The organism is Rhodococcus sp. Leaf233 (genome assembly GCF_001426165.1).
Classification (GTDB): Bacteria; Actinomycetota; Actinomycetes; order Mycobacteriales; family Mycobacteriaceae; genus Rhodococcoides; species Rhodococcoides fascians.
In genome coordinates, this window is record NZ_LMRO01000012.1 from 546,941 (window position 1) to 568,273 (window position 21,333).

Below are 21,333 nucleotides of genomic sequence, written 5' to 3' on the forward strand. Positions count from 1 at the left end.
AGAGCGACGTACTACACCCAGCCGTCCGACGACCGACCGGAGAAATTCGCCAGGCGTTCGAGTGAACCCGCTTCCGGCCTCGGTTCCACGACGGGGCCGAACGGCACTCCCGGAACCCGCGCATCCGCTGGAAGCATTGCATGGAATTCCACTGCTACCGGCTCGACGAGAGTGTCGTCCACTTCTGCGGGCTGGCCAGTCGCCACCGCGAGGTCCCAGCCGTGCAGTAGTAGCTCGCGCGTGTATCCCCACACAGCCGATCGCCCCGGTACCTCACCCCACGGGACCGCGACCGGGGCATCGAGCAATGCATCGTCGGCCCACGCGGCACGGGCTTGCGTCACCGACGTGTCGAAGGATGCGGCGTCATGATCGGAGCACAAGGGCGACACAGAGTCCGGACTCCCGAGTTCGGCGATCGCAATCAGCCTTCGGACCGTCGCAACGAGATGGCCTGCCAGCGTCCGGACATCGAACTCGTCGCACGGAGTTGGAAGGTCCAGTTGGTCGGCGCGCACCGCACCGATCAGACCGCTCACCCATGCGGCGGACGTGAAGTACACCTCGCGCGGATCGGTCTGCTGCGTGGTCTCGATGGTGTTCATTGTCGATCCTTCCGTTTCGCGGCCACCGGGTGTGGCCTGCTGGGTAGAAGTAGATCGGGTGAACATGACATCTTCTGTCATCTTTTGGTGAGAGACTTTTCGGGTGCGCGCAGACCGGTTGTTGTCCATCGTCATGCTGCTCCAACATCGGGGCAGACTGAACGCTGCCGACATCGCCGCCCAGCTCGAAGTGTCCACGCGCACCGTGTTGCGTGACATCGAAGCCTTGTCTTCGGCGGGCATTCCGGTCTACACCGATCGCGGTCGCGGTGGTGGCATCAGTCTGCTGCAGGGCTATCGCACCGAGCTGACCGGTCTGACGGCCGCCGAGGCGACGGCATTGCTCGCTTCCGGCGCGGGACGCGTCGCCACCCCGGCGTTCGCGAGCGCCATGCGCAAGGTGATCGCCGCGATACCCGACGCTCACCGAGCAGCGGCAAGCACTGCCTCACAACGAATCCTGGTCCGGCCCGACGGTTTCGCGTATCCCCACGAACCGGAAGAACATCTGGTGGAACTCCAACGGGTCGTCATAGACGGTATGCGGATAAGAATCACGTATCGCAACCGCGGCGGTGAGTTGTCCGATCGAATCCTCGACCCCATCGGGCTCGTCTACGCCGGCGATCACTGGTACCTACTCGCCGGGCGTGACGGCACCGAACGTGTCTACCGGGTATCGCGGATCGACGAACTGACCGTGCTCGACGAGCAGGCTCACCGCGCATCCACCGTGGACCTGGAGGCCGCCTTCACCGCACACTGGAAGTCGTTCCGTGCGAGTTTGACCCACATCAAAATCACCTGCCTCGCAGAAGAATCAGTATGGATCTCGTTGACCAAGAATGTCGTTCGAGTGATCAGCGACCAAGTACAGGACGACGGACGACGCCTCGCAGTCATCGAGTTCTCCGGACACAATCACGCTGTGGGGGCGTTGTGGCACTGCGGACCTGCGGTAACAGTGCTCCAGCCGAACACAATTCGCGACGAATTGGCTCGACGGGCTACGGCAACGGCGCGGTTGTACAGCTGACGTCGCGGCTGGATCTTCTCAGAAGGTGTGCACAGTGTCCACTATTACTAGGCCGGCGCGCTTTCCCGATTCTCGAGCCGAATTATGGACACTCAGCGCACCACCGACGACCAGGTCATTATCATTGCGAATAGTCTGGTGGCTTCGTAGGGTGGACGCGACTCCGAACAGGCAGGACGGCGCTATGGCTTTCAATCCACCCCGAAGTTGGTTCGGCCCGAAACGGTACGGCTGGGGAATCAGCCCGCACACCTGGGAGGGCTGGCTACTCCTGTTCGTCTTCGTGATAGTCGTCGCCACGCTGGGGGCCACCGTATTCTCGTGACATGTCGCGTCCACACCTCGACGTAGCAGGGATATCCATCGACTGCCCCGAACCGGTAGCCCTCGCTCGCTTCTACCTTGCGCTTCTGGGCGGAGACCTGTTGTGGGAGAACCCGTCGAGCTCGGGGATTCGCACGCACTCGGGCCTGAACATCGTTGCGCAAAGAGTGGCGAACTACATCCCGCCTACATGGCCGTCGGCGTCCATCGTGCACTTCGATCTCGATGCGGGAGTGAGCCTCGACGATCCGTCGCTCATGCAGTCGAATGTGGGGCGACAGAAGCAGAGGAGCAACCGGACCCGCGGTGGCGAGTTCTCCTCGACCCCGCCGGCCACCCCTTCTGCATCACTACAGAGGTGCACGAAGGTTGAGGCGATTATGAGGTGGGCGAATCCTCTGCAGTGGAGCTGAGTCTCGACGACATTCGGGAGGTTGTGGCCTTCGCAGCTGCCTGTGCCCGTCGGGCCTTGCCGATTTGCGAGGCCTCGCACTCGAACGATCTCCGTCCACGTTCGGCGATCGACGGGGCTGAGACGTTTGCCGAGACCGGCCAACGCACGGCAGCACTCCGCCAACTCGCCTGGGCAGCGCACAAAGCTGCCCGCGAGGTGCCGGCATCTGCGGCCACGGACGCCGCACTGTCCGCCATGCACGCCGCCGGTGCCGCCTTTCTCCATCCGCTGTACAGCCCCCATCAGGTCAAGCACATTCTCGGTTCTGCCGTGCATCTGATGCTGACGGACTCCAAAGCTGTTGTAGAACAGATCGAATGGATCCATGATCGAGCCGACGCGACCGTGCGTTCGGTCTTGCGCCGCTTTCCAACACCGGCCACCGGGCGCACGAGTTTCGGCACACTTCTCACTCAACTCGATGCCGAATTGCGACGCTGACGCGTTGTCGGGATCGAACGGCAGTGACAGCATGGAGGCATGAACGATCGTCAACGTCGTTGGACCCGGTACCTGCTCGGCATCTGGCTGGCCTTGCTCGTATTTTCAGCGATCGCCGATATCGTGTCCGAACCGTCGTCGATGTGGAACTGGTCGAAGCTGGTAGTGCTGGCGGTAGCCGCCCCGTGGCTCTGGTACCGACACGGACGGTCCTGGCTCGTGCCCAACAAGATTGCTCCTGAGGCCGTACCCGCCGAGGATGTCGACGCGGTTGTCGCAGAATCCGGCCGAACTGTCTACGCCATCAAAGCGCTGCGCGAAATGCATCCCGGTCTCGGTTTGCTCGATGCCAAAAGGCTTGTTCAACCAGAAAATTGACACCTCGAGGAGTAGACATGACCGGCACAAGTGACGTCAGCGATTCCGACGGGCTCTTCGAGGCCGCGAACCTGTTGGTCGATTTCAATCGCGAGTACGACGACCCGGCACCCGAGCCCCAATGGCTTGCAGCCCATTTGAACAGGCTGGTCACATCCGGTGACACAAGCGTCTTGACATTCGGGACTCCCCCGATCGGTGTTGCAGTTCTTCGATTCCGGACCGGAACGTGGAGCGCAGATATCGAGGCCTATCTCGCCGAGTTCTACATTCAGCCTGGTCTACGCGGGAAGGGATACGGCACAACCTTTCTCGACGACGTCATCAACCATGCCCGCGGCAGGGGTGCGACCTATATGGACCTCAATACCTCGGAAGACGACGAGGCAGCGCGCCATGTGTACGAGAAGCGCGGCTTCGACTGCCACGAAGGACGCGGTGAGGGACCGAAGGCTCTCTACTACGAACTCGAGCTCGAACCGGACGGGTAACGTGACCTTATGGTTAGCCGGGATAACAGCTCGACGTCGTTCGGGACCGCCGCCGAGGTGTACGAATCTGCTCGTCCCGAATACCCGTCGGACGCAGTCGCGTGGATGTTGGAGCCCACTCTCGCGTCCGATCGTCGTCCACGAGTCGCCGACGTCGGTGCCGGCACGGGCAAGCTCACCCGCAACATCGTTGGCGCTGGTTGCGACGCCATTGCCGTCGACCCCGATAACGCCATGCTCAACGCCCTGCGGATCGCGGTACCGGGTGTCCCGACCAAGGTCGGTACTGCCGAGTCCCTCCCAATAGACGACGAGAGTCTCGATGGAGTGCTGCTCGGACAGGCCTGGCACTGGGTCGATCCAGTGGCCGCGTCACGCGAGATCGGACGGGTCCTGCGTCCTGGCGGTGTGCTGGGATTGATCTGGAACATTCGCGACGAGTCACAGCCCTGGGTTCGACGCCTCAACTCCGTGGTCTCACGTGGTGGAGCGATGGCCATGTTCGACGACGGACCGCCGCCGATAGCCGAGCCCTTCGATCATCTCGAAGAGCGAGAATGGGCGTGGTCTCGCACGGTGAACCGGTCGCTGTTGACCGACCTGGTTCGATCGCGCAGCTTCTACATCACCGCGACGGCCGACGAGCGCAACGGCATAGATCAGAATCTCGCCACCTTGTTCGACGAGATAGGGCTGCATGGGTCCACAACGATCGACCTGCCTTATGTGACCAGAGCTTTTCGATCCACCAGGCGAACCGATGACATCTGACATCGGTTCGTTCGTTGTCGAATCAGGCGATTCGATCGTAGGAATCGGCGCACTGATCGTCCGTGACGGATCGATTCGCTTCACGCCCAATGCCCCCGACGAGCGGACAGCGACCGAAAGCGCAGCGACCGTCCCGGTGTCTGTACGCAGCCCCGTCATGCCATCGGGTGGGTGGGTGTCGCTTAGCGGCACGTTGCTCGATGGAGCCATCGAAGCCGACGTGATCGATGGCATCGACAGGCCCGAATTTCCTGGGGAACCCGCACTGCGCATTCCTGGTCCGGCCGGGAGTACCTGGACCAGGAATGCCGTCCTGGAATCCGTAGAGCAGAGCGAGTCGGATCTTCGTAGCGCGACGGGCGCGTATCGCGACAGCGATGGAACACTGGTGGTGACATTGGGGTATTTGCACCTCGATCGACGTGCCTGCGACTGGCTCGCCCAACCTCACCCGGGCCCGATCGACGTATGGGTGGCCCTGCGCCCTGGGACCCCGCGAGTCGCCATGATCACTGGAAACGAATATGATTCCCAATAAGTGGGTATCGGTTCGAATTCGAGGAGCTACAACATGGCGTTTCCGATCATCGTCGCGAAGGCAGTATCGACGGTCGTGACGGGTGCAGTCGGCGTCGCCGCATACAACGGTGCCAAGAAGCTGTACGAGAAGGCCCCCGTCCGCAAGGCTGTGGTGTCGGCCACCGAACTCGGTCTGCGCGCAGCGCGCAAGGCCGAGGTTCACGCGGAATCGGCCCGGCTGGCCGTGTCCGACGTCGTCGCCGAGGCCCGGGACCGGATCGGTGAAGAGGTTCAGCCGCCCACGGCCTCCGATGCAGGCCACGGCCACGCGCACTGACCGGGACTGCTTCCGATTATGACGACCCTCGCCCAACGCCCCCTCGACATCGACGCGACGCAGGCAGACGGCATCGAAATCCTCTCCGACGCTGCCGGCCGCATTCGCCTTCGCGTCGACTGGCTCCGCTCGAGCCCGGGCCGTGCAGTTGCGGTCGAGGACCACGTGGACAAGATCCGCGGAGTGCGCGCCGTTCATGCGTACCCGCGGACGGCGTCGGTCGTCATCTGGTACTCCCGCACACGCATCGACAGGGCCGAACTCTTCGACGCGGTGAATGCCGGGCGCTCGACGAATTGGGCCCTGGTACCGGTCCGTAGTCCGCGCTCAGCTGACGTCACCAGCGGCGATGTCCTGCGGATGACTATCGGCGGCGCCGCTCTGGTCCTTCTCGGCCTTCGCCGCTACGCGTTCCGTCGGCCGCCCATCCTCGGCCCCACCAGCCGTCTCGTTGCCACCGGCGCAACGATCTTCACCGGCTACCCGTTTCTCAAGGGAGCCGTGCGCTCGCTTGCCGGCAACAGGACGGCAGGAACCGACGCGCTCGTCAGCGCCGCAACCGTGGCCAGCCTCGTGCTGCGCGAGAACGTCGTCGCCCTCACCGTGCTGTGGCTCCTGAACATCGGCGAGTACCTGCAGGAATTGACCCTCAAGCGAACTCGACGCGCGATCTCCGATTTGTTGACCGGCACACAAGACACCGCCTGGATCAGGCTGCCCGACGGCTCCGAGATCTCCGTCGACGTCGATCGACTCGAGATCGGCGACGAGGTCGTCGTGCACGACCACGTGGGCGTTCCCGTCGACGGCACCGTGGTCGACGGTGACGCGGTGGTGGATCAGTCCGCGATCACCGGCGAGACCTTGCCGGTGTCGATCGTCGCCGGAGACCGTATTCATGCGGGATCCGTCGTCGTCCGTGGCCGCCTCGTCGTGCGTGCCTCCGCCGTCGGTCGCGACACCACGATCGGCCGCATCATCTCTCGCGTCGAGGAGGCGCAGGAAGATCGTGCACCAATTCAGACTGTGGGAGAAAACTTTTCACGACGCTTCGTCCCCGCGTCCTTCATCCTGTCGGCGCTGACTCTCGTCGTCACCCGGGATGTTCGACGTGCCATGACGATGCTGCTCGTGGCGTGCCCGTGCGCGGTGGGGTTGTCCACGCCGACCGCCATCAGCGCAGCCATCGGAAACGGTGCTCGCAGAGGCATTCTCATCAAGGGCGGATCGCACCTCGAACAGGCCGGCAGGGTCGACGCCTTCGTGTTCGACAAGACCGGAACCCTCACGGTGGGACGCCCCGTAGTGACCAATGTCGTGTCGTTCCAGGACGATTGGGAACCGGAGCAGGTGCTGGCCTACGCGGCGAGCTCCGAGATCCACTCGCGACATCCTCTGGCAGAGGCTGTCATTCGGAGTACCGAGGAACGGCACATCGTCATCCCGCCGCACGAGGAGTGCGAGGTGATCGTCGGACTCGGCATGCGGACGGTCGCAGACGGACGGACGCTGCTCCTGGGCAGTCCATCCCTCCTGCGCAGCGAAAACGTCGCGGTGTCCGAGGATGCGCAGCAATGGGTTTCGCGGCTGCAGGACGAGGCCGAGACTCCGCTGCTGCTGGCCGTCGACGGCGTACTCGTCGGCTTGATCAGTCTCCGCGACGAAGTCCGTACCAACGCATCCGCCGTTCTGAACGCGCTTCGAGCCGACGGTGTCGAACGCATCATCATGCTCACCGGCGACCACCCGAAGACAGCGGCGGCGGTCGCCGCGGAACTCGGCATCACCGAGTGGCGTGCCGAAGTGATGCCCGACGAAAAGCTCGAAGCCGTCCGAGAACTGCAGGACGCAGGCTACGTCGTGGCGATGGTCGGTGACGGCACCAACGATGCCCCTGCTTTGGCCGTCGCCGATATCGGAATCGCAATGGGATTGGCGGGCACCGACGTTGCCGTCGAGACCGCGGACGTGGCACTGGCAAGCGACGACTTGTCGCGTCTGCTCGACGTACGTGACCTCGGCCGCCACTCGGTGTCGGTCATCCGTCAGAACTACGGAATGTCCATCGCCGTCAACGCTCTCGGCTTGGCGGTCAGCGCCGGTGGTGCGCTGTCCCCAGTGCTGGCGGCAATCCTGCACAACGCCTCGTCGGTCGCGGTGGTCGGCAACAGTTCGCGATTGATCCGATACCGACTCTGATCAGCAGGTACCGAACGCCAGGGCGAGGTGTCCGGTACCTACTTCGCTATTTTGCGTCGCGGAAGTACGGTTCGACTGTGCCCTTGAGCTTGACGAGCATGGGGTTTCCGTAGCGATCCTTCGCGGTCGGGACCTCGACACGCACCCAACCCTCGGACACGTTGTATTCGCGAATGCTCGTCTTCTCGACGCCGTTGAAGCGAATGCCCACGTCGCGGCGAAGAACCTCTTCGTTGTAGAAGCGGCTGCTCGGATCGATCGAGAGATGATTCGGTGGAACGTCTGTGTTCTGGTCCTCGGGCATGATTACTTTCGTCGATGTGCTGCGTTGCGTGCTGGGGTCTGAACCCCATGAAGAATACGCGACCCAGCGTTGGACCAGCGCCGCTGTCCCTAGCCCCGCGCCATGTCCACGAATCGGGACAGGTGAAGCTGGTGTGCCACAGTGATTGTCGCGGTCGGACCGTTACGGTGCTTGCCGAGGATCAGGTCGGCCTCGCCGCCGCGGGGATCGTCGCGCTCGATGGCGTCGGGGCGGTGCAACAGAATCACCATATCGGCGTCCTGCTCGAGTGAGCCGGACTCACGGAGGTCCGAGACCATCGGCTTCTTGTCGGTTCGTTGCTCAGGACCACGGTTGAGCTGGCAGACCGCGACCACCGGGCATTCGAGTTCCTTGGCCAACAGCTTGAGCTGACGGGAGAAAGTCGGTCCGTAAGCGTTGCACGTCGCTGACGTAGCAGGTTGAGCTGCACCCCTCGTTCCGGAACTTCCGTGACGCCACCGCTTGACTATTTTGGCTCCAGCATGGTGTCCTGAAGTTGCTAGCTGAGCCGGCCGCATGGCCGAGGTAGGTTAGCCGTCAAGGGGCCTCCGAGAGGAGGCCCCTCTTCATTTCGGCGGAAACAAGTAAATTCCGTCGCCTCGCTGCGAGACTTTGTTGACATGAATCGGCGCAAGCAGGTCCCACATCTCGTCGTTGCAGATCTTCGCCGTTCGTCCGTTGCGGGGAAGCGCTTTTACGGAAGCAGCGTAGGCAACCAGGTCCGCGAGCTGTATGAAATAGGACTGCTGCGAATCCCTAGGCACAGAATCCTCGATGATGTGACGCGCATTGACTCGGTCGCCTACTGCGGACCATGTAATGCGCCGAAACCGGCGAACCAACTTTCGCACCTCGTCGTTCTGACCGATGTCGTGGACGATCACGATCGGAACGCCGCTCGAATCACTACGCTTACGCAATCGTTCCAATAGATACGTCCAAGATCTATCGAATACGTCGAGGTCACGCTTCTGCACGAGGTCCTTGCGAATCGAGATTGCGAAGACTCCGGACGACACGGCGACCAGAGTTCTAAAATGCCGCTGGTACAGGTCGCGCATTTGCCCATCTCCTAGACCGAGATCGCGGTAGACCTTTTTCACCCCGACAATATGGTTCGCCTTCGCTTCCTGCCTCATCGGAATCTGGTACAAATCGCGCACGGCCCGTCGCATTTCGATCACACGATCTAGCCTTGTCGTCCAATCGTCGGCTGGAACTAAGACACATCCGAGCGTGAACGTCGTTGAACCGCCAGTACCCATGCCGGTGTCACCGGACTCGTCGATGTATGCGAACTCCAAGCGTGGTCCGACAAACTGATCCGAAAGTTGCATCAAGGCAGTCAAATGGCAGTCGGACGAACAGCAACGACCTGAATGCACGTACGAACGCGCTCAGCGCAAAAGAACATCGCCTTAGCCCCGCGCCATGTCCACGAATCGGGACAGGTGCAGCTGGTGCGCCACAGTGATTGTCGCGGTCGGGCCGTTACGGTGCTTGCCGAGGATCAGGTCGGCCTCGCCGCCGCGGGGGTCGTCGCGCTCGATGGCGTCGGGGCGGTGCAGCAGAATCACCATGTCGGCGTCCTGCTCGAGTGAGCCGGACTCACGGAGGTCCGAGACCATCGGCTTTTTGTCGGTTCGCTGCTCGGGACCACGGTTGAGCTGGCAGACCGCGACCACCGGGCATTCGAGTTCCTTGGCCAACAGCTTGAGCTGACGGGAGAAGTCCGAGACCTCCTGCTGACGCGACTCGACCTTCTTGCCGGACGACATCAGCTGAAGGTAGTCCACCACAATGAGTTTCAGGCCGTTGCGCTGCTTCAGGCGTCGCGCCTTGGCTCGAATTTCCATCATCGTCAGGTTGGGCGAATCGTCGACGAAAAGCGGTGCTTCGCTGATCTCGCTCATGCGACGGGCCAGCTTGGTCCAGTCGTCGTCGGTCATCTTTCCGGAACGCATGTCACCGAGCTTGATCTTCGCTTCCGCGGACAGCAGACGCATGACGATCTCGGTGCGACTCATCTCCAGAGAGAAGATGACACTGGGCATGCCGTGCTTGATGGAGCACGAACGCATGAAATCCATACTTAGGGTCGACTTACCCACGCCAGGCCTCGCCGCGACGATAATCATCTGACCAGGGTGAAGACCGTTGGTGATCTCGTCGAGTTCGGCGAATCCCGTCGGCACGCCGAGGGAGATGCCGCCGCGGCTGGCGATGGAGTCGATTTCGTCCATCGTGGGCTGCAGCAACTCTTCGAGGGGTAGGAAGTCCTCGGAGGTACGTCGCTCGGTGACCTCGTACACCTCTGCCTGTGCGCGGTCGACGACCTCGGCGACGTCCTGACCGTCAGCTCCGGCGTAACCGAACTGCACGATGCGGGTACCGGCTTGCACGAGCCGCCGGAGAATGGACTTCTCCGCCACGATCTCGGCGTAGTACCCGGCGTTGGCGGCGGTGGGCGTCGTCTGAGTCAGCGTGATCAGGTACGGCGGGCCGCCGATGCGCTTGAGCTCGCCGCGGCGATCCAGCTCGGCCGAGACGGTCACCGGGTCGGCAGGCTCACCGCGGCTGTAGAGGTCGAGAATGGCGTCGTAGACGTTCTGGTGAGCCGGCCGGTAGAAGTCGCCCGGACGGAGCACCTCGAGCACGTCGGCGATGGCATCCTTGCTCAGCAGCATGCCGCCCAACACGGACTGTTCGGCGGCCATGTCCTGTGGCGGCTGTCGCCCGAAGTCTTCGCCCGGACCTTCGCTGGAGGAGGAGCCGGAGTAGTCGGACTGTCCTCGATCGTCCACAACTGCCACGCGAACCGGCCGTCCTCTCCCCATAGTCCGAGCACGGCCGGATAACACCCGGACGTGCGGTCAAGCAAGTTCTACCCCCGGGCACCGACAGGTCCTGTTCGGTACCGGATCCGCGCTGCCCCGGCACCGTTCGACGGCATCGAGAGAGACGCTGGAGGGACGTTAAGCGGTATCGCCAGGAGTCACAACACAGGCTGTGGATGGATCTGTGGATGAAATGTGGACGAGGTTGAACAACGGTGTTGACCGTCTGGGGATAACCTGGGTATAACTTTTGGACTTTGCACCATTCCCGCACGTCAAGGCGTGTACATAAAGTTTTTTGCCTGTGCATCGTTCTGGGGGCGGCGTGTCGGCCGAATTGACAACTCGGGCGTGTTGAGTAAATGCCGAGTGAACTCCGTGGTGAAGTACGTCACACCGGCTGGAAATTGGCACCGAAAAAGTCTTAAAGCTGGTTTTCGGGCCGAAGGGCCCGATCCCCGTCGGGAATCGGGCCCTCGTACTTCGCTCGAACATCCGTCAGAGATCGGCCTTCTGCGGGCACAGCGCCGGGTCGAGAACCGTGATTTCCTTCGTACCGATCTGCAGCACCCGGGCCGACGGGATGTCGAAGAAGAGACCGGTGATCCGCAGACGACCCTCCGCGTTCGCGCGTCCCACCACCCGGTGGCGGGTCAACGTCTGCAGCTGCACCGCGACATTGACCATCGCGAGCTGGTCGGCCTCGCCGAAGCCCAGCTCCGCCGCTTGACGGCCCACCGCGTGCCCACTGCGGAACGCGTCCAGGCTGGCTCTCCCGTGCCCGAGCCACTCGGCCACCGACGGGTCGGCGGCGTTCTCCGCCCCGCCGAGAATCGCCTTCATGGCACCGCAACCGGAATGGCCACACACCACGACCGACGACGTACCCACTTCGTCGACGCCGAAGGCAAGGGCTGCCTCCACCGAGCAATCCTGACCTTGGGTGGGGATCATGTTGCCGACGTTGCGCACGGTGAACAGGTCACCGGGGCCGCTACTGGTGATCGTGTTCGGCATGACGCGTGAGTCGACGCAGCAGAGGAACAGCGTGTCCGGGTCCTGAGACTCGGTCAGACCTTCCAGGTGCGGACGAATGTTGGGGGCATGAGTGCGGTGGTACTCGGCCACTCCGCTCAACACCGGACGCAGAGCAGCAGGCGAGTCCTCCTGCGTGTCGTCGCTCTTGAGCTGCCACGCCCGCCACGGTGCCAACGAACTGCGCACCGTGGCAGATCCGCGCCGCGGTGGCCCTTCGGTGGCCGCAGCCATCGACGCAGTGCCGACCTCCTCGACGCGCACGGAACCACCGGTCGCCTCGTGTTGGCGGACCCACTCGTTCAACGCGTCGTGCACAGCATGGTCGAGGAAGTCGACTCCGAGATGGACGGTGACGGACGTGCCTGCGGGCACCGTGGCCAACACACGAGTCAGTCGTGGCAGCGCGAGGAAGCTCAGCGAGCCCTCCATCGTCACCCGCCAGGTTCCGTCGACCGTTTGCTCGGCCCGAATCTTCGCCAGCACCACGCGTCGCAGAACCAGGATGATCGAGAGCGCCAGGCCGATCAGCACTCCCTCGAGCAGGTTGAGCGCCACGACACCCAGCACCGTGACTGCGTAAACAGCGATGTCACCGGTCTTGTTCGCGATCTTGATGTCGGCCAGTTTGATGAGCTGCACACCGATCATCACGAGCAACCCGGCGAGCGCCGCGAAGGGCACGAGCTCGACGATGGAAATGAACAGCACCGAGAAGATCAGGATCCACACGCCGTGCAGAATCGCCGACGCGCGAGACTTGGCACCGACCTTGACGTTGGTCGCGCTACGCACGATGACGCCGGTGATCGGCAGGCCACCGATGGCACCGGAGGCCATGTTGCCCGCACCCTGCGCCATCAATTCGCGGTCGAAGTTGGTGCGCTCACCGCTGTGCATCTTGTCGACGGCCACAGCGGACAGCAGGCTCTCGACGCTGGCGATCAGCGCGATGGTGATGACACCGGTGGCGAATGCACCCCACTGACCGTCGGGCATGATCGGGAAGCTCAGAGACTCGATGAGGTTGCCCGGCAACTCGATTCGCTCGACGTCGAGCGAGAAGAAGATCGAGACCGCGGTTGCGGTGACCACTGCAACCAGTGCCGCAGGCACTTTGGAAACCTTGGCCATCACACTGGACACGCCGGCCAGTCGCGGCCACGAGAACATCAGCACGACGACGATGCCGCCGACGACGATGGACGGCCATTGGCCGTCGGCCACGGAACGAGGAATGGCGAGCAGGTTCTGCACCGCGGAGCTTTCGGATTCTCCACCGAGCAGCACGTGAATCTGTTGCAGCGCAATGGTTATACCGATGCCGGCGAGCATCGCGTGAACGACCACCGGCGAAATGGCAAGTGCACTACGAGCAATGCGGCTCATGCCCAGAAGAACCTGGACGAGGCCGGCCAACACCGTGATGGCACATGTTGTAGCCCAACCGAATTGGTTGACCAACTCGGCGACCACCACAGTCAGACCCGCAGCCGGACCACTGACCTGCAACGGCGATCCGCCGAGAATACCGGCGAGAATGCCGCCGACCACAGCAGCGATGAGGCCGGCCATGATGGGAGCGCCCGAGGCGACAGCGATACCGATCGAAAGTGGCACTGCCACAAGGAAAACGACCAGCGAGGCCGGTAGGTCGTACTTGATTATCGACCCGACCCGAGACGGTGGCTCGGATCGGGTCTTCGGACTGGGTTCTGAATCGTGCTCTGCTGTCGTTGTCACGGCAGTTCCTCCGGGCGTCTAGGCGTCAGGTCGGTCGATCGTGTTCCGGCTTGAAATGTCGCCCCCAAGTAAAGGGTACGCAAACCTCGGCCGAAGGTGGCACCGAGAGAGATCCTTCACAATTTGGAAACCGTTGTGACAGTTGAATTTTGTGAGATGGCACGAAAAAACCCCACGAACCGAAGTTCGTGGGGTTTCTTGCAGCCGTTTCGGGCCGAAAGCTGAAAATCAGCTTCCGACGACCTCCAGCTTGAACTTGGCGGTCACGTCGGGATGCAGGTTCACGACGATGTCGTGCTTGCCCGTGCTCTTGACGTGAGCCTTCGGCAGATCGATGCTGCGCTTGTCGACGACCGGTCCACCGGCAGCCTTGAGTGCAGAAGCGACGTCCGACGCGGTGACCGAGCCGAACAGCTTGCCCGAGTCGCCGGCAGTCTTGACAGACAGCGTGACGGACTCGAGGCCCTCGATGGCCTGCTTGAGCTCGTTGGCGTGCTCGAGGCCGCGAACGGCCCGAGCTTCCTGAGCGCGGCGAATGCCGTCGACCTGCTTCTGAGCTCCACGGGTGGCCTGGATGGCCAATCCGCGGGGCAGCAGGAAGTTACGGCCGTAGCCGTCCTTGACCTCTACGGTGTCGCCAGGCGCACCGAGGTTGTCCACATCAGCGGTGAGGATCAGTTTCATACCAATCGCCCCTTTCTATCGAGCCGTCGCGGCGTAAGGCAGCAGTGCTACCTCACGCGAGTTCTTCACGGCAACGGCCACGTCACGCTGATGCTGGACGCAGTTGCCGGTGACACGGCGAGCACGGATCTTTCCGCGATCGCTGACGTACTTACGCAGCAACGTCGTGTCCTTGTAATCGATCGCCGTGTTCTTTTCCTTGCAGAAGGAACACGCCTTCTTCTTGAGCACCTTGTCGCGCAATGGCGGTTTGGGCATGGGTCTTTCTCCGTTACATCTGGTTGTTCTCGATCGAAGGATCTAGAACGGTGGCTCTTCGTCTCCGCCACGTCCGCCGAAGGAGCCCGACGCCGCCGGGGCACTGCCCCAGGGATCGTCTCCACCGGAACCGGAGTTGGACGAGGAGTTCGAGCGGCCGCCGCCCGATCCGCCGGAGGAACCCGAGCCGGAGTTGAAGCCGCCTCCGCCGCCACCTCCACCGCGATTGGCCTTGTTGACCTTTGCGGTGGCGTAGCGAAGTGAAGGTCCGATCTCGTCGACTTCGAGCTCGACGACTGTCCGCTTCTCACCCTCGCGCGTCTCGTACGAACGCTGCCGCAGCCGTCCGCTCACGATCACTCGTGAGCCTCGGGTCAGACTCTCGGCAACGTTCTCCGCTGCCTCGCGCCAGATGTTGCAGCGCATGAAGAGCGCGTCGCCGTCTTTCCATTCGTTCGTCTGACGATCGAATGTGCGCGGGGTGGATGCAACCGTGAAGTTGGCAACTGCCGCACCGGCGGGGGTGAATCGAAGTTCTGGATCAGCCGTCAAGTTTCCGATGACGGTGATGACGGTCTCGCCTGCCATGGTTCCTCTTTCAGTAGTAAGCGTTGTGAGTGCCAGCCTAGGGCCGGACACCGACAATTACTTGCCCTGTCGCAGGACCTTCGTACGCAACACGGACTCGTTGAGTCCGAGCTGACGATCCAGCTCGCTGACGGTGGCAGGCTCGGCGTTGAGGTTCACAACGGCGTATATGCCCTCGGCATGCTTGAGGATCTCGTAAGCCAGACGACGCTTGCCCCATACATCGACCTTGTCGACGGTGCCGCCATCCTTGCGAACGACGTTGAGGAACGTATCGAGCGACGGAGCGACAGTGCGCTCGTCCAGATTGGGGTCGAGAATGACCATCAATTCGTAATGACGCATAAGACCTCATCACCTCCTGTGGACTAGTGAAAACGGCCACGGACTATCCGTGGCAGGAGGGTCGTTGCGTCAGCAACCCCTCGAAGATACACGACAGGGCCCTGACCTGCTAATTCCCTCTGGGCGCACAGTCGGGCATTCGCTCGTCATACTCTTGCACCATGCGATCCGGGGTCCGCGCCAGTCCGACGACGGTTGTCGTGGTCGTCGCGATGGCAGCAATCGGGTTGATTCTGGGATATCTGAACAAGGCCCGCTGCGCCGTCGCACCGTTCGACGAGTCCGGACGCAGCACGGTGTTCGACGTCATCAAGGACTCGTCCGTCTGCTACTCCGACATCCAGTTCCTGTGGCTCGGTCGCGATATCGACAATCACATATTTCCCTACATCCACGGGGCAATCACGAGCGATGGAATCCTCACCGGAGGGACGGTCGAGTATCCGGTTCTGAGCGGTCTGCTGATGTGGCTCGGCGCGATCCCGGCCCACACCGACGCGCAGTTCCTGTTGACCTCGGCACTGATCCTTGCACCGTTCGGGCTTCTCACCGCCTGGATGCTCGGGCGGATGACCGGCTGGCCGGCGCTGCTGTGGTCCATCTCCCCACCCCTGGTGATGTACGCCTTCCACAACTGGGAACTACCGGTCGTCGCCTCTGCGGTAGGTGCGATCTTCGTCATGACATTGCCGATTGCATTGCGGCGCAAGGCAATTGTGGCTTCGGTACTGCTGGCGATCGGATTCTGCCTCAAGATCTATCCGGGCGCGTTCGTGCTCCCGCTCATTGCCTATGTCGTCACCGGCGGAACGAACGGTCGAGAAAAACCGGAGACCGTCCGTGGCCGCTACGACATACGCGGCGGCCTGCAGGTCGCGGGAGCCGCGATCGCCACCGTCGTCGCAGTCAACCTGCCGTTCGCCGTCATCGGTTACGAGGGCTGGCGCGCGTCCTTCACCTTCCAGTCGCTGCGCCAGGCGGATCTGACGACAAACTCCATCTGGTACTGGGGGCTGCGCCATCTCTATGTCAACGACCGCATGACGCCCGACGCGTACAACGACGCCGAAGCGTCGTTCCAGAAAGTCGTCGACGTGGCGTCGCCGCTCCTGGTGTTCGTCGCGTTCGCGCTCGCGCTGTGGCTCGGCTTCCGGCGCGCGAACGTGATCGGCACGTATCCCTGGGTTGCAGTGAGCGGGTCGATGCTGTGCGGCTTCATGCTGCTGCACAAGGTGCACTCACCCCAGTACACGCTGTGGCTGCTTCCCTTCCTCGTGTTGCTTCGGATCCCCTGGGGAATCGTCGCCGCGTACTTGATGGTCGATCTGTCGATGGGGATCGGCGTGTTCAAGTACTTCGCTGCGCTGGCCTCCGGCGTCGACGCCAACGACGAGGAATTCTTCGTCCTCGTCGGAGTCTGGGGGCGAGCGCTGCTGCTGGTGGTGCTGTTCGTGATGTTCGCCCGCGCTCGCCTGCGGTTTGCCCAACCGGGCGAAACCGACTCGGAGTCGGTAACGTCGCCTCGTTCGTCGACGACATCTGTGACGGCATCACCGAGGCACTAGAGCGTCGGTAGAACAGGGCGCTGGGGAAAAAGGGCGCAGAGCGGGGCGGGAACATGGCACAGGTGTCGCAATCTCAGGGAAGTACCGAGGACGGCACTGCCGCAGTACGTCGGATCGGTTTGATCGAGGACCACGAATCCGTCGCGCTCGGCCTCAAGGCCATGCTGGCGGACGAACCCGATCTCGATCTCGTGATCATGGCCTCCACCGTGGACGAATTGCTCGCCCAGCGAAAGCAGCTCGACCTGGTGGTACTCGATCTGCGCCTCGGCGACGGATCGTCTCCGCGCTCGAACGTGGAACAGTTGCACGCCGCGGGATCACGAGTGCTGGTGTACACCGGTGCCGAGAACGCATTCCTGGTTCGGTCCGCTGCACGCGCGGGAGTGCTCGGCGTCGTGCGCAAGTCCGCGCCCGCATCGGCCATCGTGTCTGCGATCCGGCGAGCCGCGAGCGGCGGGCAGGTGGTCACCACGGACTGGGCCGCGGCGATCGACGGCGATCCGCAACTGCCCGACGTCGGTCTGAGCCCACGTCAACGCGAGGTGCTCGCCCTTTACGCGTCGGGCGAGAAGGCAGGACGCGTCGCCCGCCTGGCCGGACTGTCGGAACAGACCGTGAACGACTACCTCGTGCGCATCCGCAACAAATACGCCGAGGCGGGGCGTCCGGCACCGACCAAAACCGACCTGTACAAACGCGCGGTCGAAGACGGGTGGCTCCCGATGCCCGAGCTCCCCTCGCAGGACTGATGACCGGTTGGAGCGCGATTCATGACGCATCTTCAGAGTTGACGGTTTAAATGCCCATAGAAATCAGGGCAGCGAGTCTGTGTTCGACCTGTGAGAATGAGTTGACTCAGGTTTAGACCGTCTCAACCTGCCTCGGCCCTCGGGAGAACTGATGTCCGCACTGCTCGATCCCATGCCCTCGGAACACAGCGACTCCATCTCTGCCGCACCGCTCGCTCGCGGACTGATCAGCCTGGTGCCGCCCGCTGAGCAGAGAGACAAGTTTCCCACTCGGCCCGGCCTGACCGACCGTGAGATCGAGGTACTGCTCTGCTGGATTCGCCTCGACTCCAAGACCGAGGTCGCAAAGGCACTGTTCCTGTCGCTGGGAACCGTCAACACCCACTTGACGCGCATCCGCGCGAAATACACCTCGGTCGGACGGTCCGCCCCGACCAAGGCCGCTCTGGTGGCCAGGGCCCTGCAGGACGGACTCGTCGACATCTCGGAGCTGTAAGTCTTCGAGCTGTTGCGGTTCGAGAGCGTAGGTCAGACGTGGACTTCGGTGTCCACGCCTTCGCTCTCGAGACGCTTGTTGCGTCGGATGCTGCTGATCAGTGCCGCACCGATGAAGAGGATTCCGACGAAGCCGGTGATCAGTTCGTTGATGTGAACGCCGATCGACACGAGCAGGATGAGGGCCAAGGCACCGATTGCCCAGTGCGCGCCGTGCTCGAGGTACACGTAGTCCGACAACGTCCCCTTGCGAACGAGGAACACCGTGATCGAGCGAACGAACATGGCACCGATGAAGCCGAGGCCGAGCGCGATGATGATCGGGTCCGCGGTGATGGCGAAGGCTCCGATGACACCGTCGAACGAGAACGACGCGTCGAGGACCTCGAGGTAGAGGAACAGGAAGAAGCCGGCCTTGCCGGTCGCCTTCGCCAGTTCGCTCGGGCCGCCGGAGGACTCTTCGCCCTCTTCCTCGATGTGGAACAGTTCGCCGAGACCGTTGACGGCAATGTAGGTGATCATGCCGAGCACGCCGGAGACCATGACGGTGGAAATCTTGTCGTCGTCGGCGAGGAATTCGGCGCTGAGCACGAGCAGCAGGCCCGCGACGACAACGGACAGCTGATCGAGGCGACCGATCCGGGCGAGAGGCTTCTCCAGCCAGCTCAGCCACGTGATCTCGCGATCCTCGAAGATGAAGCCGAGGAAGAGCATCAGCAGGAACATGCCGCCGAAGGCTGCGATCTGCGGATGTGCGTCGGTGAGGAGCGTTTCGTAGCTCGGCGAACCGTCCGGGAAGGTCGCGGCACCGTCGGCGGGCGGGTTGAGCGCCAGGTCGATGGCGGCGACCGGACCGAGGCCCGACGCAGCCCAGACGATGACCAGCGGGAACAGCAACCGCATGCCGAACACGGCGATGACGATGCCGATGGTGAGGAAGATCTTCTGCCAGAACTCACTCATCCGTCGCAACACGGTGGCGTTGATGACGGCGTTGTCGAAGGACAGGGACACTTCGAGCACACCGAGGATGAGGACGAGAATCATCGCCTCGAGTCCGCCGTACAAGAAGGCCACGATGACGGACACGATGGTGACCGCAATCGACCAGCCGAAGATTCTCATAACCACGTCAGTGGCCTTTCTGGCTAGGAGCAGAGCCCGCAGGCGCGACCAAGTTGGGGGACGAAACGGAAAAACCCCCGCCCATCATGAATGACGAGGCGGGGGTATCCCCAATCTTGGGAGTGCCTTTACTAGACGTTTACTCCGAAGTCCCGGGCGATGCCTGCGAGCCCGGACGCGTAGCCCTGGCCGACCGCGCGGAACTTCCACTCCGCGCCGTTGCGGTACAGCTCGCCGAAGACCATGGCGGTTTCGGTCGAGGCATCCTCGCTGAGGTCGTAGCGAGCGAGCTCGGAGTTGTCGGCCTGGTTGATGACGCGAATGAACGCGTTGCGCACCTGACCGAACGACTGCGAGCGAGCGTCCGCATCGTAGATCGACACGGGGAACGTGATGGTCTCGATCTCCGGCGGCACAGCGGCGAGATCGACCTTGATCTGCTCGTCGTCTCCGTCGCCTTCACCGGTCGTGTTGTCCCCGGTGTGCTCGATGGAGCCGTCGGGAGACTTCAAGTTGTTGAAGAACACGAAGTGCCCGTCGCTCAGGGCCTTCTTCGTCGAGTTCAATGCGATGGCGCTGGCATCGAGGTCGAAGTCGGTGCCCGTCGTCGTGCGGATGTCCCAACCGAGGCCGACCACGACCGCGGTCAGGTTCGGTGCTGCCTTGGTGAGCGAGACATTGCCACCCTTGCTGAGGCTGACGCCCATTGAGAGGTCCTTTCGCAATTGGTTTCCCGTTACGGGTACAACCGTAGTGGGAATGTCCGGTTTCTGGACGTACTCGACCAACGAGCGCGGTGATGCGGAGGTTCCCGTCGGTAGTATCGAACAGGTGACAAGTCGCTGGCCTGGGGTGTTTCGCCGAGGTTCCGAATCGGACGCCGCCGCGCGTCGTTCCCAGGACGCCGCTGTCGCCGCCTTTCTCGACATGGACAAGCGACAGTCCATCGCATCCGCCGGCGTCGAGGCATCCACCGCGCTGCGTCCGGAGGACGGACTCGCCCGCCGATGGTTCGATACCGAGAAGCTGTGTTTCGACGCGGGAGCGGCGTATCTCGCTGCCGTCGAACAGTTCGACGGAATCACCACTGCCGCCGCGAGGTCGGCATTCGACAACGCGACGCGGCTGCTCCACGACGCCAGTGTCGCCGTCGACCGTTTCTACGAGGCTCATCGCAGCACTCTCGAGCACGCCTCGGCACAGTTCGCGGCCACCCCGCGCCTGGTGCAGGACGCACTGGCCGAGGCGGACGCTGCGCGGTCCACCGTCGACGAGCAGTACGCCACCTATCCATCACTGCGGCAGGCCTGGAACGAACTGGACTCCGCCACAACACAATTGAACGATCTTCGACGGGATCCGCTGCGTGCGCGAGAGCAGGCCGCCGTCGTCCGGGACAGGTCCTCTGCGTTGCGCGAGGCGGTTCGCTCGGCTCCCGGACGCCAGCAGGAGGCCCGGACCGCACTGGTCTCGGTGCGGACCCGAATCGAAGCCGTACGAACGAGATCCGAGGGGATCGCGCCGGCCTTCTCGAGTTTGCTTCGCGAATTCAATGCCAAGAGTTCGGCAGATTTGTCGCACAACGAACGATCGAGTGTGCGCCACATCGAGCAGGCCGACGAGGATCTGCGAGCGGCCCGTTCGGCGCTCGACACGGGCAACCCCGAGCAGGCCTTGGATCTCGTCGCCCAGGCCCGGTCGCACCTGACCGATGCCGAGCACCTGGTCGATGCCGTCACCGATCGTGTTCGCCTGCTGCGCGCAGTCAAAGCCGATCCGAGCGAGACCGAGAACAAGGTCCGGTTCAAACTTCGTGACGCTCAACAACTCGCGATCAATCGTGGTCTGGTTGCCGAATGGGGCTCGGTGCTGGATGCTCAGCTCGCCCGGATCGACAGGGCGAGCAACGCACTGACGGGTACCCATCCCGACTACTGGTCATATCTGCAGGATCTGGCTACCATTTCGGACTTCATCGCAGGCGTGATCGAACGCATGCGCAGCTAGCACCGACCGCATTCACACG

23 protein-coding genes and 2 pseudogenes are annotated in these 21,333 nt (G+C 62.8%); 13 read left to right on the forward strand and 12 right to left on the reverse strand.

What is annotated here, in order from left to right; all coding sequences use genetic code 11:
• Positions 1 to 11: 11 nt before the first annotated feature.
• Positions 12 to 605: a TIGR03086 family metal-binding protein gene (locus ASH04_RS22335; protein ID WP_057474564.1), complete on the reverse strand. Its 594-nt coding sequence runs from the start codon at positions 603 to 605 to the stop codon at positions 12 to 14.
• Between the two features lie 103 nt (positions 606 to 708).
• Between ASH04_RS22335 and ASH04_RS22340 the strand changes: the two genes are divergently transcribed.
• The 9 genes and pseudogenes from ASH04_RS22340 (at position 709) to ASH04_RS22380 (ending at position 7,555) form a co-directional block, all read left to right on the forward strand.
• Positions 709 to 1,641: a helix-turn-helix transcriptional regulator gene (locus ASH04_RS22340; protein WP_057474565.1), complete on the forward strand. Its 933-nt coding sequence runs from the start codon at positions 709 to 711 to the stop codon at positions 1,639 to 1,641.
• 326 nt (positions 1,642 to 1,967) lie between these two features.
• Positions 1,968 to 2,338, forward strand: a pseudogene (locus ASH04_RS22345) (VOC family protein).
• 12 nt (positions 2,339 to 2,350) lie between these two features.
• Positions 2,351 to 2,860 (forward strand): putative immunity protein, encoded by a 510-nt coding sequence (locus ASH04_RS22350; RefSeq protein ID WP_057474566.1) that lies wholly within the window; start codon positions 2,351 to 2,353, stop codon positions 2,858 to 2,860.
• Between the two features lie 39 nt (positions 2,861 to 2,899).
• Complete coding sequence (locus ASH04_RS22355) at positions 2,900 to 3,238, forward strand: hypothetical protein (protein WP_057474567.1); 339 nt, start codon at positions 2,900 to 2,902, stop codon at positions 3,236 to 3,238.
• Between the two features lie 17 nt (positions 3,239 to 3,255).
• Complete coding sequence (locus ASH04_RS22360; RefSeq protein WP_057474568.1) at positions 3,256 to 3,729, forward strand: GNAT family N-acetyltransferase; 474 nt, start codon at positions 3,256 to 3,258, stop codon at positions 3,727 to 3,729.
• Between the two features lie 9 nt (positions 3,730 to 3,738).
• Entirely contained in the window at positions 3,739 to 4,500 is a 762-nt protein-coding gene (locus tag ASH04_RS22365; RefSeq protein WP_057474569.1) for a class I SAM-dependent methyltransferase, read from the forward strand.
• Positions 4,490 to 5,038, forward strand: a complete 549-nt coding sequence (locus ASH04_RS22370; RefSeq protein WP_057474570.1) for a hypothetical protein — start codon at positions 4,490 to 4,492, stop codon at positions 5,036 to 5,038. The genes ASH04_RS22365 and ASH04_RS22370 overlap by 11 nt, the downstream gene beginning before the upstream one ends.
• A gap of 33 nt (positions 5,039 to 5,071) precedes the next feature.
• Complete coding sequence (locus tag ASH04_RS22375; RefSeq protein WP_057474651.1) at positions 5,072 to 5,356, forward strand: DUF1490 family protein; 285 nt, start codon at positions 5,072 to 5,074, stop codon at positions 5,354 to 5,356.
• Positions 5,357 to 5,374: 18 nt separating this feature from the next.
• Positions 5,375 to 7,555 carry a heavy metal translocating P-type ATPase gene (locus ASH04_RS22380; RefSeq protein ID WP_057474571.1) on the forward strand — a complete coding sequence of 727 codons (2,181 nt, stop codon included), beginning with the start codon at positions 5,375 to 5,377 and terminating at the stop codon, positions 7,553 to 7,555.
• A 46-nt stretch (positions 7,556 to 7,601) separates the two neighbouring features.
• Here ASH04_RS22380 and ASH04_RS22385 read toward each other — a convergent pair whose 3' ends face one another.
• From ASH04_RS22385 to rpsF, 9 genes and pseudogenes are all read right to left on the reverse strand, one after another.
• The gene (locus ASH04_RS22385) at positions 7,602 to 7,859 is read right to left on the reverse strand and encodes a DUF3297 family protein (protein ID WP_032367678.1); all 258 of its coding nucleotides are present in this window, start codon (positions 7,857 to 7,859) and stop codon (positions 7,602 to 7,604) included.
• An 89-nt stretch (positions 7,860 to 7,948) separates the two neighbouring features.
• Positions 7,949 to 8,260 (reverse strand): annotated as a pseudogene (locus ASH04_RS26310) (DnaB-like helicase C-terminal domain-containing protein); the annotation flags it as partial.
• 186 nt (positions 8,261 to 8,446) lie between these two features.
• Positions 8,447 to 9,217 (reverse strand): DUF3800 domain-containing protein, encoded by a 771-nt coding sequence (locus ASH04_RS22395; RefSeq protein ID WP_052066687.1) that lies wholly within the window; start codon positions 9,215 to 9,217, stop codon positions 8,447 to 8,449.
• A gap of 81 nt (positions 9,218 to 9,298) precedes the next feature.
• Positions 9,299 to 10,693, reverse strand: coding sequence for a replicative DNA helicase (gene dnaB / locus ASH04_RS22400; protein ID WP_027495083.1), 1,395 nt, complete (start codon positions 10,691 to 10,693; stop codon positions 9,299 to 9,301).
• Between the two features lie 522 nt (positions 10,694 to 11,215).
• Positions 11,216 to 13,495, reverse strand: coding sequence for a SulP family inorganic anion transporter (locus ASH04_RS22405; protein WP_057474572.1), 2,280 nt, complete (start codon positions 13,493 to 13,495; stop codon positions 11,216 to 11,218).
• 228 nt (positions 13,496 to 13,723) lie between these two features.
• Positions 13,724 to 14,179, reverse strand: a complete 456-nt coding sequence (gene rplI, locus ASH04_RS22410) for a 50S ribosomal protein L9 (protein ID WP_027495081.1) — start codon at positions 14,177 to 14,179, stop codon at positions 13,724 to 13,726.
• Between the two features lie 15 nt (positions 14,180 to 14,194).
• On the reverse strand, positions 14,195 to 14,437 hold the full coding sequence (gene rpsR / locus ASH04_RS22415; RefSeq protein ID WP_027495080.1) for a 30S ribosomal protein S18: 243 nt from the start codon (positions 14,435 to 14,437) through the stop codon (positions 14,195 to 14,197).
• A 42-nt stretch (positions 14,438 to 14,479) separates the two neighbouring features.
• Positions 14,480 to 15,025, reverse strand: a complete 546-nt coding sequence (locus ASH04_RS22420; protein ID WP_027495079.1) for a single-stranded DNA-binding protein — start codon at positions 15,023 to 15,025, stop codon at positions 14,480 to 14,482.
• A gap of 57 nt (positions 15,026 to 15,082) precedes the next feature.
• On the reverse strand, positions 15,083 to 15,370 hold the full coding sequence (rpsF, locus tag ASH04_RS22425; protein ID WP_008711385.1) for a 30S ribosomal protein S6: 288 nt from the start codon (positions 15,368 to 15,370) through the stop codon (positions 15,083 to 15,085).
• Positions 15,371 to 15,531: 161 nt separating this feature from the next.
• On the opposite strand from rpsF, the gene ASH04_RS22430 reads away from it, so the two are divergent.
• The 3 genes from ASH04_RS22430 (at position 15,532) to ASH04_RS22440 (ending at position 18,183) form a co-directional block, all read left to right on the forward strand.
• On the forward strand, positions 15,532 to 16,935 hold the full coding sequence (locus ASH04_RS22430; protein WP_057474573.1) for a glycosyltransferase family 87 protein: 1,404 nt from the start codon (positions 15,532 to 15,534) through the stop codon (positions 16,933 to 16,935).
• A gap of 53 nt (positions 16,936 to 16,988) precedes the next feature.
• Complete coding sequence (locus tag ASH04_RS22435) at positions 16,989 to 17,687, forward strand: response regulator transcription factor (protein ID WP_057474574.1); 699 nt, start codon at positions 16,989 to 16,991, stop codon at positions 17,685 to 17,687.
• A gap of 151 nt (positions 17,688 to 17,838) precedes the next feature.
• Positions 17,839 to 18,183, forward strand: coding sequence for a response regulator transcription factor (locus ASH04_RS22440; RefSeq protein ID WP_027495076.1), 345 nt, complete (start codon positions 17,839 to 17,841; stop codon positions 18,181 to 18,183).
• A gap of 32 nt (positions 18,184 to 18,215) precedes the next feature.
• Here ASH04_RS22440 and ASH04_RS22445 read toward each other — a convergent pair whose 3' ends face one another.
• Positions 18,216 to 19,313 carry a DUF475 domain-containing protein gene (locus tag ASH04_RS22445; RefSeq protein ID WP_032373439.1) on the reverse strand — a complete coding sequence of 366 codons (1,098 nt, stop codon included), beginning with the start codon at positions 19,311 to 19,313 and terminating at the stop codon, positions 18,216 to 18,218.
• Positions 19,314 to 19,438: 125 nt separating this feature from the next.
• A complete protein-coding gene (locus ASH04_RS22450) occupies positions 19,439 to 20,014 on the reverse strand; it encodes a TerD family protein (protein ID WP_027495074.1) in 576 nt (191 codons plus the stop codon).
• Positions 20,015 to 20,234: 220 nt separating this feature from the next.
• On the opposite strand from ASH04_RS22450, the gene ASH04_RS22455 reads away from it, so the two are divergent.
• A complete protein-coding gene (locus tag ASH04_RS22455) occupies positions 20,235 to 21,314 on the forward strand; it encodes a hypothetical protein (protein ID WP_032392747.1) in 1,080 nt (359 codons plus the stop codon).
• The last annotated feature ends 19 nt before the right edge of the window (positions 21,315 to 21,333 follow it).